Source organism: Shewanella sp. SM74, from assembly GCF_025653725.1.
GTDB lineage: Bacteria > Pseudomonadota > Gammaproteobacteria > Enterobacterales > Shewanellaceae > Shewanella > Shewanella oncorhynchi.
Window position 1 is genome coordinate 27349 of sequence record NZ_JAKKRZ010000019.1, and the last position, 16022, is coordinate 43370.

Consider the following 16022-nt stretch of genomic DNA (forward strand, 5'->3'; position numbering starts at 1 on the left):
AAGGAGCTGTATATGGAACAGTATCTCGACACAACGGGTAAACTATGCCCTTTTCCTTTAATTGAGTTACAACGCTTAATTGCGAGTCTTGAGACTGGCGATAAAGTGGTACTGGATTACGATTGTGGCCAAGCAACTGAGAATATTCCCCGCTGGGCGGCTGAAGCCGGGCATGAGGTGACCCACTTTGCCCAGAAGGGCGATGCTGCTTGGACTATGACGATTCAAAAGGGCTAACTCGTCCTCAACTAAAAAGCGCTGCATTTGCAGCGCTTTTTGATCTTAGCCTTGGCAATCTACTGGCAGATATTCATCCGGAATACCATTGCTGCTGCAAACCCAAGTGATATTATTTTGCTCATCAACTTGAGGCGATAGATAGACTTCATAGCCTTGATAATCCCCGAGTGCTTCGCTTCCTATAAAACCGACTATGCCATCTGTGTACAGATTAAATGTCGCAATCTGCTCGTCCGTGAGTCCAAGCACATCCAATTCGGTTGGCCAAGCTTTGTTGGTTTGATAGTAACCGACTAAGATGTCAGTGATAGGTGCCAGTGCTTGATGTTGCTGGTCGATACTGGCGATGGCCAGTGCCGCATCGGGTACATTCAATGCTGCTGGTGTGGCTTCGGTCGTGGTTGGTGCCTCATAACTCGTGGTGGCACCCATTTTCTCTTGATAGTCCTTATACGCTGGCAACGCGACAGCTGCAGCAATACCAATAATCGCAGCGAAGATTATCAATCCACCGCCCGCTGTACCTAAACGTGGCATAAAGAAGCTGAGTACATAGGCCCATGCACTGCGTGATGGCGGTGCATATTCCACTCCTTGTGCTTTGGCTTGGACTCTTGCCATGCGCTTAGTCAACCAAGGATAGCTGCCATTAAGCTCGTGCAGCGACATCCAAAAACCACTCGACTCACTGGCTTGGCGGATATATTGATCCACATTCATACGTTTCCATTGCTCGACACCAGCGGCTAACACAGCAACGGCATTTGTGGCTGAACGTAAGCTGTTGCAGCAACGTAATCCGTGGAGATCGCAGGTATATTCACAGGCGCGAGAATAAGCCGCACCGACTAAAGGTAACCAAGTGGCGAAGACTAAGAAGGGCGCTTTACCTATATGATTGCGGCGAATATGGCCTAACTCGTGGCCGATATAGAAGTTGAGCGCATCTTTATCTGACTCAAGCGCATCCACAATCGATGAAAATAGCACTATATAGTTGCGACCGAGGAAGCGTGTCGCCAGTGCGTTTAACATGCCATCGGCTGCCAATAAGTAAGCGCGTGGTGGCTCGCGCATTTCTAAACGTTCGCAACACGCTAAATATTGTTTATGTAATTCAGGAAACTGCTCTGCATTGATTTCGACAGCCGTGCCTTTTAAGTAGCTGATAAAGGCGGAGTGGCTAAAGAGATAAATAATGAAAAACATCAACACATAGAGCAGCGCCATGCCAAAAGTGCCTATGATCAATGCCGCCCAGACGATCCCAGAAATAATAGCTAACAGAGTGAACAGCGATTTTTCCTTCGAATAGACAATATCTGTCATTTGAATGGGATTCTCGTTCCCTGCGGTAATAACTTGTTCCATGTTGATCCTTTTCCTTGTGAAGAGACAAACGGCGTGAAAGTAGTCAATTTTACTCGAAAATTCAACCACTATCGCGTGCAAAGCAAAAAATTAACCGTTTTGTCATTAGTTTAATCAGCTATGCGCAAATTGGAGTAGGTCGATTTCATCAGGATTTTGTGGTTTTTTAGCGCTAGAGAGTCCGATTATGCAGGCAGACACAGATTGGTAAGTGGCTCTTAGTCTCTGGGCATTTTCCTCGCAGCGCACTAGAATTAGGTGTTTTCGCAGCATATCGGCTGAGGGTTAAGTCTTAAGTTAGAACCGAGATAAAAGTAAATCACATCACTATGAGTGCACTTTAAGGCATGGTTCTTCAAGCAGAGTGCTTTGAGTCAGGCTCGGTTAAGCCTATATAGGGTTAGCTATGGTAAGCGTTAAAACAAACCACAGAAATACAAAGGAATTGAGATGGCTAAGTTAACAAATAAGATGATAAGTAATCGATTGGGTTTCAAATGGTACTGTGCCGCAGGCGTGATGGTTAGCGCGTTAAGTGCGGGAGTAATGGCGGCTAATGCACCTTCTTTTGACTGCACGAAAGTGAATGCTGGCAGTATTGAAGACATGGTCTGTAAGGATGCAGGGCTGAACCAACTTGATAATCAGTTAGCTAAGGTTTATAGCCAAGCGCTTGAAAAAGCGAAGAATGAACAACCTCCTACTTTAAAGGCGATGCAACGTGGTTGGGTGAAAGGCCGTAATGAATGCTGGAAGAGCGACGATAAGCACGCGTGTATTGAATCTAGCTATCAAACCCGCATTGCCGAACTGCAGGCACAATATCGTTTAGTCGACATGACCGGCCCAGTGTTTTATGCCTGTGACGGCAATCCAGCTAACGAAGTAGTGGTGACTTATTTTAAAACCGAACCTGCCACCCTGATTGCTGAACATGGTGATAGTACTTCATTAATGTTTGTGCAACCCAGCGGCAGCGGCGCTAAGTATCAAGGCCGCAATGAAAGCCTATGGGAACATCAAGGCGAAGCGAAAGTGGTTTGGGGCTACGAAGCACCAGAAATGACCTGTAAACTGGTGACTAAATAGGATTGATTTAAGGTCGCCATGAAACAAGCTCTCGTGCATATCGCCTTGGTCGTAAGAGATTACGACGAGGCGATTGATTTTTATGTGAATAAATTAAAATTCGAATTAGTCGAAGACACTTATCAAGCCGAACAAGATAAGCGCTGGGTCGTTGTTGCCCCACCGGGTTCTAAGGGCGCTTCTATCTTGTTAGCGCGGGCGTCTAAACCTGATCAGTTCAATTTTATCGGTAATCAGGCGGGTGGTCGGGTGTTTTTATTCTTGAATACCGATGACTTTTGGCGTGATTATCGCCGCATGGTAGCCGATGGCGTGGAGTTTGCGCGTGAGCCGCAAGAACAAGACTATGGCACAGTCGCTGTGTTTAAAGATCTCTACGGTAACTTATGGGATTTACTGCAATTGAATGATGAACATCCTATGGCACACAGGTTAGCGTATCGGGAGCCAGGATTAGAAATTAACCCCTAATCCTAAGGTGTAGCTGGTATCTCTCGTATTGCCTATCACTGTTTTAGTGTCATTGAAGTCATATTTAAATGACAAATAAATCCGCTGAGTTAGCAGATATTTAAGTCCTACTGTCGAGTTTGAGATGTAATCAATCGAAGGCATATCTGGGAAGGCAATTTGCAGATCGGCATAGGACTCTAAAATGCCACCAAACCAATATTGTTTATAGTTAAGTGAGGCCGCCCAAGCATTTAGTTCTAGTTTAAAGGACTGTTGTTCAAGCCAAAAATGGTTGTAGGTTACGACGAAGTCTAATTTATCGCGTCCAGCACCCCAAAAGCGATAACCAGGACCGAGCGCTGCATAATAGCTATGGCTATCGATGCCGAGTTTATCTTCTTCATAAAAATCTTCCTGACGTAACAGCCAATGCTCATTGAGTAGATAGTCTAATGAATAATGTCCTTCGAGGGTGTTGCGCTTAGTCACGTCATCTTCGGTTTCGTAGCGCACTTCGGTCTTGAGATTATGTCGCCATTGCAAGGTTTCCGCTGTGATATCGCCTTTGATATGTAGCTTCTGACTATTTTTCTTGTTTTTGGTGACATCAAGTGTGGTTTCTACACTACCGTTAAAATTCCAATCTGAGTTTGCATAGTGCTGCGAGAATCTCAACTCACTCACGGGAGTGTGTTGGTTATTAATTAATACCATGCCATGTTCATTAGAGGCTTGAATACTTATGTCCTGTATGGAACGACTGACACTCCAAGGTCTAGGATCTGTGACTTCGAGGCTGAGAATGGCACTGCGTTGAATGGTAATTTTAGGGGTATAACTGGTGTTGATGATGAGATTTTGATCGTTAAACTCTTTAATTTCACCGCTAATTTTATCGCCATTGAGCAAAAAAACTGTGTCGGCATAACACAAGGGGCTGACACTACAGAGCGTAGCAACAAGGTACAATGCTGGATTGGATATCAGATTATGCATCTTGCTCGTGGGCTCAAAATAAAGGGAGAGTAAGTGTTGTCATTCTACTCGAACACAGGCTCTACAAAGCAATAACATTTGATAAAAGTGTTGATAAGGGATTGAAAACGGGTTCGCAATCCCTTACTTCTTTGCCAGTTAGCGTGAGTTAATTTCGGTTATTTTGAGGTTAATGAGCTGCTTCTGCCATTGGGCTTTATCTATGCCTTCGACCCAAATGACGCTGCTTTTACGCTGTTCGCCTTTGCGTAGATAGGTCTCAGGCATGCGGAAAATGGCTTCCCACACTTCGAGTTTTTCGGTTTTGAGCAAAGTACCATTATCGGCGAAGAAGCTAGCTTCAACTTCAACTAAGGTAACGTGTTCATTGCTGGTGCTGGCGAGATCGAAGCTGAGTCCAAGTTTATCGCCTTTCCATTGACCTTCAGCAAAGCTGACTTTGATCCCATCTTTTGCCGTTGAGCCTAATAGCTCAGGTTGAGTAATCGCAGTGGCGGTCAATGTGGTGACTGGCGCAGCCACAGTTTGAGTGGTAACTGCGGCACTTGGGACACTGGCAACATTGCTCGATGCACTTGCTACGGCTGCAGCGGCTAGGGCATTGGGCGCGGCTTTGGTTTCAGTGATCACGTATTCCCAGGTAAAGTCGTCTTTGAGTCTGACTTGGGCGCCATTTTCTAGGGTGATATTGGCTACGTCGGCCGCCATAACCGATGATGTTAGCAATAACAATGAGCTAAGTGCGCTAAGGCGTAATGAAGTGTGCATTAATTTTCTGGCTCCGATATCCGTCTGAGTCAATATTCTGCCCTAACATAAACAATTTGCCGCATGTTAGTCACTGTCTAAGTCGTGTTTTGATGAATAAAGTGGATTAATGGCGAGATTTTAACGCTAGTACAGATTGAGCTAGCTGACTGTGGCACTATTAGATAGGTGTGCATGAGCGGTATGCTCAATGAATAAAGTAACAGGAGATTAAGATGCAGATGAAACATGGAATTTATGGCTTAGTGATTGGATTGGCATTTAGCACTGTCACTTTGGCTGCTGAAGCACCGAAAGTGGGTTGCGCGGCGAAATTAGATGCCATTAGTGCCGAACTTGCCCAAGCAAAAGCGGCAGGTAATAAGCATAAAGTCGCGGGACTTGAAAAGGCCTATGACGAAGTTTCAACCCATTGCGACGATGATAGCTTATACGCTGAGCGAGTCGCTAAAGTTGAGGCCTTAGAGGAAAAACTCACTGAGCGCCAAAACGAATTGGACAAAGCCATAGAAGATGGTCGTTCTATGGATAAAATCAACAAGAAACGCAATAAAGTCGCCGAAGTCGAGGCTGATCTTGCTAAGGCGCGAGCCGAGCTAACGCAATAAATAGTTCAAGCTCAAGCCCAATCGCTAGGAGCTTAGCCCGCGTAACCTATGCTTAAAATAGTGGATTCTGTGCTGGAGTTATAACCGGCACTCAGTATGAAGTGCTCAGTGATTCGATATCTTAGCCCAGCTTCTGCGCCCCAACGGGTCGTTTTATCTTCTTCCCATGTGGGTTTGCCATCGACAATTTTGGGTGAAATGTTATTCGTGTAAGACACTGTGCTGATATAGCCGCTGCCTCCGGCATAAAAGCTTAAATCTGCCGTTAAGCTGTAGCTTAAGCCTAAGCGGAAGAGGCTTTCTTGGCGATAGGACTGCGCGGGTTCTGGCACGATAATATCGGTTTCACGACTGCGGGCATAGCCTAGGTAATAACCCCATTGTTGGTAATTATTATCGAAATGATAGGGGGCGATTGTAATGCCGTAGAGATTATCTGTGGCGGGAATATAATCGAGCATGAGAGCGATATAAGGTGCATTGGCAGTTTCGTCTGATTTATCTGGCCTAACTAATTGCTTAGAAGTGCTATATTCGGCCGCTTGAAACGGTTGGCATAGGCTCAGGAGTCCAATGCTAAGACAGGCTAGCGTATATGAATGACGACACATGGGATGGTTTCCTTAGGGATAGGGGAAATATTGTTCATTTTCCTGTGTGCGGGGTCAATTCAAAATGCTAAAATCTCTTTTAAAATAAGTGTTTGTAAATATTTTGTGTTTTGATTTGAGTGTTTTCTAGGGTGACATTTAACCGAGGTCAACTCGGCAGTTACCTTTGTATGGGTTTGTTGCGCTAGCGCCTACGTTGGAGTGAAATTGTGGATCAGGAAATAAGGCTCGAAATTTCGGCATGGTTAGCGGGCTTTGGGATTGATAGCCAACCCTCTGATGGAATATCGACCACAGTTATGGTCATTGCTTGCTTACTGTTAGCGAGCATCGCTTATTTTATTGTCCGACGCGTGGTGATTCGTGCGGTGAATATGGTGATCCTGCGCTCTAAGGCGACGTGGGACGATGTATTCATGCGTTATAAGGTGCTTGAAAAGCTGGCCATGCTTGTGCCCGCTATCGTACTTAATCTATTAGTGCCAATCGCGCTGACTGAGCATCCACTGCTAAGCGGGCTAGTCGACCGATTACTGAGTATTTGGTTAGTGGTGCTGATTATCCGCGCTATGTATGCAGGTATGGATGCGGTTGATGAAATTTCAGATGTGAATCTGGTGAGTCGGCGCTTGCCTGTTAAGAGTTTCGTACAGTTAACTAAGCTATTTTTATTCTTTGTTGGGATTATCGTTTCTATCTCAATCTTGGCCGATCAATCACCTGTGTACTTCCTCAGCGGCTTAGGTGTGGCAACGGGTTTTGTGATGTTAGTGTTCCGCGACACTATCTTAGGTTTTGTGGCGGGCATTCAGTTAGCGGCTAACCGTATGGTGAGTAAAGGCGACTGGATCCAGATGGACAAATACGGCGCTGACGGTGCGGTAGAAGAAGTCTCGCTGACCACAGTGAAAGTGCGTAACTGGGACAAAACCATCACTATGATCCCTGCTTATGCCTTAGTGTCGGATGCGTTTCGCAACTGGCGGGGTATGTCTGAGTCGGGTGGTCGCAGGATCAAACGCGCGATCAATATCGATATCAACAGCATAAAGTTTTTGACCGAGGAAGAGCGCGAACGTCTCAGTAAGATCAATTGCTTAAAGGAATATTTCCCCGCAAAAATAAACGAAATTCGTGAGTCGAATGCCAGAGTGTCAGATCTCGATATGAAAGTGAACGGCCGCCATTTGACTAACGTCGGCACTTTCCGCGCTTATCTGCAGGAATACCTACAGCGTCACGATAAAATCCATAAGGAAATGACCTTAATGGTACGCCAATTAGCGCCGACCACTGAAGGGTTACCGATCGAGATTTATATATTCACTAACGACACTCGCTGGGCATTTTATGAGGCGATACAAGCGGATATCTTCGACCATGTTTTTGCAATATTGCCTGAGTTTGGTCTGCAGGCGTTCCAAGCGCCCACCGGCAATGACATTCGCAGTTTAAAGTCTGTTAAGGTCGACTAGTTTGATGACTGTCGATGATTATCGATTTAGTTTCGAGAGACAAGAATCGCGGCTAAGGTGATAAATACACCGCCGCTGGTTCTGTCAAACCAATGCAGCTTGTTGCTCGCCTTTAGGCTGGGCGCAAGTACATTGGCCATGCAGGCATAAATCATCACAAAGCTAAAATCCACCACGGCCCAAGTGACTGCAAGGATGGTCAGTTGCGGTAATTGCGGCGCGGCAAGATTGATAAATTGCGGAAACAAGGCGGCAAAAAACAGTAAATCCTTCGGATTACTGATCCCCACTAGAAACGCCTGCTTATAAAGCTGCGCAGGCGTACCTTTGCCCTCTGACGGGCTAACTTCAAGGGCTTGACCTTGGTTTTTCGTCAATAACAGCTTAATACCTAAAAATACTAAATAGGCCGCGCCGCACCATTTGAGCAGGGTAAAACCGTATTCTGAGGCGCTAATAATCGCCCCCAGTCCTGCCGCTGACGCCATCATTAAGATTAAAGCGGCGCTAACACTGCCAAGGCCTGTGGCTATGCTGCGCATCTTGCCGAAGTGGATCCCATGGGACATAGACAACATAGCGATAGGACCGGGTGAAATCCCAATCAATACAATGGCGAAGAGATAGAGTAACCAAGTTTCGGGTTGCATATTTGCTGCTCTAAATGGAATAAATGTTAATGTTTAGCACTCGCTATAAAATCAGGGATCACCTTGGGATGACGGCCTTTAATGGTGCGATAGAAGCTCAAAATCTCTTGCATGTCGGTCACGATATCGTCACTGGGTTGCAGTGGTGTGCGGATAACGACAGTGCGGCGGCTAAAGTCTAAGCCAACGGGAGTGATGGGTACTTGGGCCTTGCTGGCGATATGATAAAAGCCGCACTTCCAGCGCGTCACTGGGCCGCGGGTGCCTTCTGGCGCTAGCGCTAACTTGTAATCGGATTTTGACTCAAACAGCTGCACGGCGGCATCGACTAAGTTGTTGTTCTTGCGCCGATCCACCGGACTGCCGCCAATGGCGCGGAAAAACCAGCCCCAAGGCGGGATAAAGAGTTGGTGTTTGCCGAGAAAGTGAATGCGGATACCTAGGGCGCCACGGGCTAAAATGCCGACAATGAAATCCCAGTTACTAGTGTGCGGCGCAACTATGATGATGTATTTAGCACAGTCGGGCAGTTGGCCTTCTATCTGCCAGCCTGAAGTTTTAAGTAGCCAACGGCAAAGTGGTGTAAACATAGTTCGGTGCCCAGAGTCGAAAAATTAATAATATCATCAGCTTTTTTAGATTTTAAACTGGCTTAAACAAGATAGTCTGTACTTAATTCGCGATATACCCAAACAACCTCCAGATGCAGGATACAGCGGCTGATGTTCATGGTAAGGTAACGCATTTTATACAAGGCTATTTGCGAACCTAAATAGCCAACACGGCATAAAATGCGTTGCCACATGATCAACATCAGCCGCCGGGACGGAGCGCCTAGGGCACCCCACTTCCGTGTTGCATCAATTCAAAAGGTGGTCGACATTCTTTCATTGAAGCGCCTTGAATTGGTGTACCCTAGACGCTCTGAAACTCGTATCTTGAGGTAGCTTGGGTATAATACAGTTTAACCTGATTGATTGTGGGGGAACGATACTATGTTGAAAAATGGACTATTAAACAAGGTTATCTGGCAGCGTGTTTTTGCGGCACTGTTACTCCTGCTGACTTGTCATGTTAATGCGGTGCCGACGGATGAAATTACGCAGATGCTCAAAGGCCAAGAAGACGCCTGGAATCGCGGCGATCTCGATGCTTATATGCAAGGCTATTGGAAGAGTGATCAACTGCGTTTTGTCTCTAATGGTAAGTTTCGTTTTGGCTGGGAAGAAACTCTCGCTGCCTATAAGAAAAATTATCCAAATAAAGAAGCGCTTGGTGAACTGAAGTTCACTATCAAAGAAATCAAAATGCTCAGTAATTACGCCGCTATGGTTGTTGGGCGCTGGGATTTACGGCGGATAAAAGATGCCCCAACGGGCGTGTTTACTCTGTTGATTGAAAAAATCGACGATCGTTGGGTGATCACTATGGACCACAGTTCAGACTAAACTGTGTCCTTTACACTCAGTGCTGCACTGCAGTTCAGCAGTTCAAATTAGATTTGCGATAATAAACAGTCTGGTTTGGCGGGCGGCTCGGCGGGCAGGGTTAAATGGAAATCCTGCTGTCCAAGCTGTCTACCTTTGCCATCGTATCTCACTTCGGTGAAATGCATACCGCCCTCAGCATCTTCAAGCAGAATGCTGGTGGAGCGGGTGCCATAGTCGGGGTGACGAATATAAATCGCAGCTAAACGCCGTTCCCACTCGATCCCTACTCCCGTATTAGGCAGCTCATTATCTTGCGGCTGGGAATCGTCTTTCATTAGTTGTAACAGTACTTGCACTTCTATACTGCTGGACTGGCTGATTGCCGCTTCTAATGCCTGCTGTCCCTTCGCCATTTTCGGCCAAATATCATCGAGTGCACCATTGCTAATGGCATGAAATCCATCGGCAAGTTTTACTGTGTCTTTATTGATACTGTTAAAACAATATAAGTCAGTGCTTTGGCCGAAGATGAGATTGAACGGCTGATAATTGTCGCTATGTTCAACGAGCCAATTAGGGCACACGAGCGACCCTGAGTTGAGCGTCATAGTAATTAGCTCGCCACGACTACGCATGGCTTCAGGGTTCTTTTGCGGAACGCGCAGATTGGTTACGCCAGCGATTTGTCCTTGTTTATTGATGCCAAACCAAGTGCCACCGGCCTGCAGATCTTTACCCGCGAGTATGTTTTCTTCCGGTGGCCAAAAATGCGCTGGCGCAGTTGGTCTATGATGAAACTCATCGCGGTTGGCACAGATGATTAAGGGATACTTAGGATGGGCATTAATGGCGACAAAGAGTATGCACATAGCAGGCTAAATTAATCCAAAGGTAGATTAACTTAGCCTGTCTGCTCACAAATGAACAGCGTTAGTGGTGCGAGTGCTTATCCGTTTTTGCGTGTTCATGTGCATGTTTATCGGCACTAGGTGTCACAACAGGTTTCTGCTCGTCTGTGTGCGAAGCGCTAGATTCATGAGTATGTGTATTCTCGTGGGAATGGCTATGGGCGTGACTATGCGCATGAACTGCAGGTTTGCTGAGCATTAAGCGGCGTAAAAATTTACGTGGACCTAAGCGCAGTAAGCTGGCGGCAAACAACCCTGAGAGGATCAGTAGAGCAATTAAGTTCACGACTTCAGGCAAGGTAAATAAGGAGAACCATAGTGGCAAGCGTAATGCTGCGGCTAAGCTCAGCGCAATAATACTCAGTAATATCGCCCTTTGCGTCCATGTCATTAACTTAAGCTGAGCTATGTTGAGCACAGGTGCAGCAATCAGCGGCATCATAATCGCGATAGGACTCCAGCCACTATAGGCCAGTGCAAGAGCGAGGACGGCGGCGCCTAAGTTGCAGAAACGCATAGGTAAAAATACAAGCAATAGCACAACAACCTGTAGCAATGGATTGCTTAAGGGTATTGAAGGGTGGCCAATTAAATTCACTAATACTAGGCTGAGTAAAATCCAAGGTGCGCTGCGATCGACTAAATGAGCAAAGCCGAAACGCAGTGAATTGCTGGGTAATTTAGTGTGTGGATCGGTAATGGTGACGTTAGCATGGCTTAAATATGCACTCAGAATAAACACTACAAGCAATTGGAATAACGCTAACCAAGGACCAAGAAGTAGAGCTGTGATCACTAAGGCTTCAGGCCCTGCTAAGCGTTGGAACCAGCGACGGGCTAAACTGCCATCCTGCGGCGTCAAACCTAATTTAAAGCGTAGCGCAGCCGCACCATAGCTTAGCAGCAACACGGGTGCGAGCTTTAATAGCCAAGTCATTAATTGCTCTGTACTGTGATCATGGTGGGCATGTTCGTGGCCGCCTGAATCCATTAATAGCAATATCACGAGTAAACCGATGCCGAGCAAACTACCTATGCCAGCTTGGTATTCATATTTGCCTTGCGTATCACTTTCATGCTGACCATGGGGTTGATGTAGTACCACATGCAGAATTGTGCCAGTAATAAAGGCTTGTAAGTAGACAGTGTCATCGATATTTAAATAAGGAAGTAGTTGCTCACCGGCGAAATAGCCTATGCCTGTAAATAGCATCTGGGCTGCAAAGATCATAAGTGTCCAACGTGTTCCGAGATGGGGTTTAAGTATCCACCATACTGCAAAACCGACGGGTAATTGGTGGAGTATGACACCAAGAGCTAGCAGAATGGAGTTATCGTCTTGCTGCGCCAAAACCATAGCGGTGCCATCGGTGATGGTATGCAGTAATAAGCCACCAATACCCAAGAAAAGCGTAAAATTATGGGTGACTTCTGAATAACGGTGAAATAGGCGTTCGCTGGCGGTAGGCCCCCAGATGCCGAGGAGTACAAAGACGATCGCAAGCATGCCACCATGCTCGAGTAATTCTGGCAAGATGTGGATCAGCACTAATCCGCCTAATGAGACGAATATAAAACCATCGAGCCCCTTTTGTAAGCCACTACTCGATGAGAAGTAGCGATAAAACAGAGGGCCAATTAAGAGTGCGATACAGCTAGCAAGAAGATAGAGCATGGATTCCACGGAAAATTTGCTGAAAAAACGCCATAGTATACCAGCTGTAAAGCAAAGTGAGCAGTGACTTGCAGGCAATTTACTCAACTGACATTTTATACTGTGTTTTGAAGGGGAGAATTTTATTCACTTTGACCATTCTGCGGAGAAATTTTCAGATCTAACTCGAGAAAAGGTTATACAATATCGGCTTATGTTGGCTTGGGTGTTGATACGTTAAATGGATATATTTTCTGCTGCGGTAATGTTGTTTCTGATCATGGACCCTTTGGGTAATTTGCCGATTTTCGCGTCGATTCTGCGGCATATCGATCCCAAGAAACGTCGTAAGGTACTGATCAGAGAGTTACTTTTCGCCTTAGTGATCATGCTGTCTTTTCTTTATGCGGGTGAAGCCATTTTAAGTTTCTTAAATCTTCGTTCCGAATCTGTGAGTATTGCAGGCGGTATTATTCTGTTTTTGATCGCGATTAAGATGATCTTCCCCCAACCCGGTGGTGTCGTTGGATTAGCCGCGGGAGAAGAGCCTTTTATCGTGCCTATGGCTATTCCCTTGATGGCTGGCCCATCGATTCTTGCAGCCTTGATTTTACTGGCGCATACCGATAGCTCACGTATGGGCGATTGGACCATAGCGTTAGTGTCAGCTTGGGGGGCGAGTGCGGTGATCTTAATGTTTTATAAACTTTTCACCCGTGTGCTGGGGGAAAAGGGGCTCACAGCGGTCGAGCGTTTGATGGGTATGGTGCTGGTCATGATCTCAGTGCAAATGTTCCTCGACGGTATTTCAAACTATCTGAAAACCGCTGGCTAACTTTATCTAGTTTGATCAAAACGAAACCGTATTAACGTTGTTAATGCGGTTTTTTTATGGCTGAGATTTGGCTTGGAATTGAGTCAGCACAGAGGTTTGCTGAATATTTGCTGACAAAAGTGCAAATCTTACCTGCGAACAGGTGTATCAAGTTGTTACTGAGGTGCAGTGCTGCTAATGTCGAAAACTCTGTCTCTATCACTTGAAGACGGATAAACCCTGGGTAGGTTACTCATTAAAGGTAATTTGTCTTAATACAAAGAGACACTAGTCTTAATAAATAGAATGGCGTTGGCTGTTACAGAAGGATGTTAAAAATGCGAAGTACAAAAGGCGTAACAGCGTTTGGACTGATGTTGGCATTGATTAGCGGCGCGAGTATTGCAGCTCCGAATCATACGCCTGCAGATGCGGGTGTGATTAATAAAGATCGAATTTTATATTGGTTGATTAAGCGTGGCGAAGTGGCCGCCGATGCCAGTGATAGTGTAAAGCAGGAGGCGATAGAAGCTTATATTCATCGCGCCACTTTGGCACAACCTAAAGCGCCGCGCATCGAAGTTGAAGCTGAACATGCGCGTCTACAAAGAGCTAAATCATCGCAAATGATGCGCTCACCCGCACAGCGTTTACAGGCCGATGCGGATGTAAAGAAAACCGTTAAAGTGCTCACAGTATTAGTGGATTTTGCTGATCTAAAACATGATGACAATGGCTTAAAAGCGGGGGATACAGACATGTATTACCCGAGTTATCCTGCGTCCCACTACAAGGAATTACTCTTTTCGCCTACGGGCTTCAAAGGTCCACAGGGGCAGACGTTAGATTCGGGGTATCAATATTATCAAGCGGTTTCTGGGCAAACCTTCTCCTTTACTGGGGATGTGAAGGGCTGGTATACCGCCTCGCAAAATGCTGAATACTATGGTGTTAATGATCCAGATACCCGTAGTGATTCACAGGTCGAACAATTGGTAAAAGAAGCCGTATCGCAAGCTGTTGCAAATATGTCTGAAGCTGAGTTGGCGAGTTATGATGTTGAAGACCAAAATGATTTGAACAATAACGGTAATTACGATGAGCCCGATGGCATTATCGACCATGTGATGATTTTCCACTCTAGCGTAGGCGAAGAGGTCGGCGGCGGAAAACTAGGATCGAGTGCGATATGGTCGCATCGATATTATGTCGACCAAGCAACCAATGGTTATGCGCTTCCTGGTACGAACAAAAAAGTATTCGGTTATACAATCCAGCCTATCGATGCGGCAACGGGCGTGTGTACCCACGAGTTTGGCCATGATCTAGGTCTGCCTGATGAGTACGATACCTCTGAAAATGATAAGAAAGACGGCTCGCCTGTGGGGCTATGGTCTTTAATGTCTGGTGGTAGTTGGGCTGGTGCTATTCCAGGCGCTCAGCCGAGTGGTTTTAGTCCTTATGCTCGATCTTATCTACAGAAAAGATACAAAGGTAAGTGGTTAAATGAACGTGAAATTTCCTTAGATAGCATTCCCAAATCAGGCATGGAAGTGACGTTGAATGAGGCGGTTAATCATCAGGCGGTTAATCAGATCTCTATTCCGCTCCCTCTTGTGTTAATTCCTTTTAAAACACCTTATCAGGGCAGTTATCAGTACTATTCTGGCCAAGGAAATATGCTGAATAACAGCATGAATTTTAATGTTAATTTACCTGCCGTAACCACAGATAAACTGATTCTGAGTATGAAGGCCAGTTGGAGTATTGAGCCTAACTATGACTACATGCAGGTGAAAGTGGATGGTGTGGCCATTGCGGGTAATTACACTAAGTCGAACAATGCAATGAATAGTGCTCGTCATATCATTACTGGTGAATCGTCTGCGCTTGCTCAGGCGGAAGGTCGCGATGCTTGGGTAACATTAGAGTATGATTTATCAGCATATTCTGGAAAATCTGTTGCTGTCGAAATCAACTATGTCACCGATGATTATACCTCTGAGTCAGGGATCGCTATTGATAACATCAGCGTTAAACAAAATACCACTGAGTTATATAGTGATAACGCTGAAGTCGCGGATAAAATGACGTTTAACGGCTATAGCCGGATTAAGGATTCTCGTCCGGATCCCAAATCTCAGTCTCGTTATATTATCCAGCTGCGTAGCCATAATGGTGTCGATGCGGGTTTGAAAGCAAAAAGCTTTGATCCCGGAGTTTTACTCTGGTTAGAAAATTTTAGCTACAGTGACAATAACGTTTCAGACCACGCTGGCCATGGCTTGATTGGTGTGATTGATGCTGACCAAAATATGATTGGCACTCGCTCTACCGACGTACAAATTCGTGATGCGGCCTTTAGTACAGTAAATCAAACCTTCTATTTGGAGGACAATCATCGCGATGCTGTCAGCCTGTTCGATGACAGTTTTGATTACAGCGCGCCACTACAGCCACAGTCAGGTATGGTGTTGCAGCAGCTAGGGTTGACAACGCAGGTACTATCTCAAGCCAGCAACAATAGTACTGCGGTTATTCGTCTTGCTAATGCGAACTCTGATGCTATAGCGCCGTTAACTGTCAGTTTTACTAATACTGTCAACCAATTAGCAGTAAGCTTCACCAGTAATATTGATGGCGGTATGGGAGTATTAACCTACGCTTGGGATTTTGGTGATGGCACGACAAGCACTGTCACGGCGCCAACCCATACCTATGCAAAGGCGGGCACTTATACTGTGAAGCTTACAGTGACAGATGCGCAAAATACTAAGGCGATTAGCAGTTCGACGGTAATGGTTGTTGCACCTGTTACGCCTCCAGTAACTCCGCCGGCCAGTGAGAGTTCAGGTGGTGGCAGCTTAGGTTGGTTAAGCCTTGCCTTCCTTAGCTTATTGACTTGGCGCCGCCAGTTAAATGTGCACTAAGTTAAATGTCCACTAAGTTGATTGT

16 protein-coding genes are annotated in these 16022 nt (G+C 45.8%); 8 read left to right on the forward strand and 8 right to left on the reverse strand.

Translation table 11 applies throughout. The features are described from left to right. Window positions 1-12: 12 nt before the first annotated feature. The gene (locus tag L5M49_RS17660) at window positions 13-237 is read left to right on the forward strand and encodes a sulfurtransferase TusA family protein (RefSeq protein WP_107946198.1); all 225 of its coding nucleotides are present in this window, start codon (window positions 13-15) and stop codon (window positions 235-237) included. Window positions 238-282: 45 nt separating this feature from the next. Here the strand turns inward: L5M49_RS17660 and L5M49_RS17665 are convergent, their stop codons facing one another. After that, window positions 283-1611 carry a M48 family metallopeptidase gene (locus L5M49_RS17665; RefSeq protein ID WP_168826895.1) on the reverse strand — a complete coding sequence of 443 codons (1329 nt, stop codon included), beginning with the start codon at window positions 1609-1611 and terminating at the stop codon, window positions 283-285. Between the two features lie 450 nt (window positions 1612-2061). Here L5M49_RS17665 and L5M49_RS17670 point away from each other — a divergent pair, with 450 nt between their 5' ends. Together L5M49_RS17670 and L5M49_RS17675 are read left to right on the forward strand one after the other, a co-directional pair. Further along, on the forward strand, window positions 2062-2700 hold the full coding sequence (locus L5M49_RS17670; protein WP_131524607.1) for an MliC family protein: 639 nt from the start codon (window positions 2062-2064) through the stop codon (window positions 2698-2700). 18 nt (window positions 2701-2718) lie between these two features. Further along, window positions 2719-3171, forward strand: a complete 453-nt coding sequence (locus tag L5M49_RS17675; RefSeq protein ID WP_263266560.1) for a VOC family protein — start codon at window positions 2719-2721, stop codon at window positions 3169-3171. Here L5M49_RS17675 and L5M49_RS17680 read toward each other — a convergent pair. Continuing rightward, window positions 3154-4149: a DUF481 domain-containing protein gene (locus L5M49_RS17680; RefSeq protein ID WP_263201212.1), complete on the reverse strand. Its 996-nt coding sequence runs from the start codon at window positions 4147-4149 to the stop codon at window positions 3154-3156. The two genes, L5M49_RS17675 and L5M49_RS17680, sit on opposite strands and share 18 nt — an antisense overlap. 138 nt (window positions 4150-4287) lie before the next feature. Beyond that, window positions 4288-4917 carry a DUF3157 family protein gene (locus L5M49_RS17685; protein WP_263266561.1) on the reverse strand — a complete coding sequence of 210 codons (630 nt, stop codon included), beginning with the start codon at window positions 4915-4917 and terminating at the stop codon, window positions 4288-4290. 215 nt (window positions 4918-5132) lie between these two features. On the opposite strand from L5M49_RS17685, the gene L5M49_RS17690 reads away from it, so the two are divergent. Beyond that, window positions 5133-5525, forward strand: a complete 393-nt coding sequence (locus tag L5M49_RS17690) for a DUF1090 domain-containing protein (protein ID WP_263266562.1) — start codon at window positions 5133-5135, stop codon at window positions 5523-5525. Between the two features lie 32 nt (window positions 5526-5557). On the opposite strand, the gene L5M49_RS17695 is transcribed toward L5M49_RS17690, so the two are convergent. After that, entirely contained in the window at window positions 5558-6136 is a 579-nt protein-coding gene (locus tag L5M49_RS17695) for an outer membrane protein (protein ID WP_263266563.1), read from the reverse strand. A gap of 209 nt (window positions 6137-6345) precedes the next feature. Between L5M49_RS17695 and L5M49_RS17700 the strand changes: the two genes are divergently transcribed. Beyond that, the gene (locus tag L5M49_RS17700) at window positions 6346-7611 is read left to right on the forward strand and encodes a mechanosensitive ion channel family protein (protein WP_263266564.1); all 1266 of its coding nucleotides are present in this window, start codon (window positions 6346-6348) and stop codon (window positions 7609-7611) included. A gap of 26 nt (window positions 7612-7637) precedes the next feature. Here the strand turns inward: L5M49_RS17700 and L5M49_RS17705 are convergent, their stop codons facing one another. Both L5M49_RS17705 and L5M49_RS17710 read right to left on the reverse strand, forming a co-directional pair. Beyond that, the gene (locus tag L5M49_RS17705; RefSeq protein WP_168826912.1) at window positions 7638-8261 is read right to left on the reverse strand and encodes a LysE family translocator; all 624 of its coding nucleotides are present in this window, start codon (window positions 8259-8261) and stop codon (window positions 7638-7640) included. A 26-nt stretch (window positions 8262-8287) separates the two neighbouring features. Next, window positions 8288-8851 (reverse strand): lysophospholipid acyltransferase family protein, encoded by a 564-nt coding sequence (locus L5M49_RS17710; RefSeq protein WP_113941259.1) that lies wholly within the window; start codon window positions 8849-8851, stop codon window positions 8288-8290. A gap of 405 nt (window positions 8852-9256) precedes the next feature. Between L5M49_RS17710 and L5M49_RS17715 the strand changes: the two genes are divergently transcribed. Further along, window positions 9257-9709 carry a YybH family protein gene (locus L5M49_RS17715; protein WP_105250965.1) on the forward strand — a complete coding sequence of 151 codons (453 nt, stop codon included), beginning with the start codon at window positions 9257-9259 and terminating at the stop codon, window positions 9707-9709. Window positions 9710-9756: 47 nt separating this feature from the next. Here the strand turns inward: L5M49_RS17715 and L5M49_RS17720 are convergent, their stop codons facing one another. Continuing rightward, window positions 9757-10560 carry an NRDE family protein gene (locus tag L5M49_RS17720; RefSeq protein WP_263266565.1) on the reverse strand — a complete coding sequence of 268 codons (804 nt, stop codon included), beginning with the start codon at window positions 10558-10560 and terminating at the stop codon, window positions 9757-9759. Window positions 10561-10621: 61 nt separating this feature from the next. Next, window positions 10622-12274, reverse strand: a complete 1653-nt coding sequence (locus tag L5M49_RS17725) for a metal transporter (RefSeq protein WP_263266587.1) — start codon at window positions 12272-12274, stop codon at window positions 10622-10624. Between the two features lie 220 nt (window positions 12275-12494). Here L5M49_RS17725 and L5M49_RS17730 point away from each other — a divergent pair, with 220 nt between their 5' ends. Further along, window positions 12495-13088: a YhgN family NAAT transporter gene (locus tag L5M49_RS17730; protein ID WP_011848195.1), complete on the forward strand. Its 594-nt coding sequence runs from the start codon at window positions 12495-12497 to the stop codon at window positions 13086-13088. Between the two features lie 317 nt (window positions 13089-13405). Next, window positions 13406-15997, forward strand: a complete 2592-nt coding sequence (locus L5M49_RS17735) for an immune inhibitor A domain-containing protein (protein WP_263266566.1) — start codon at window positions 13406-13408, stop codon at window positions 15995-15997. Window positions 15998-16022: the final 25 nt, after the last annotated feature.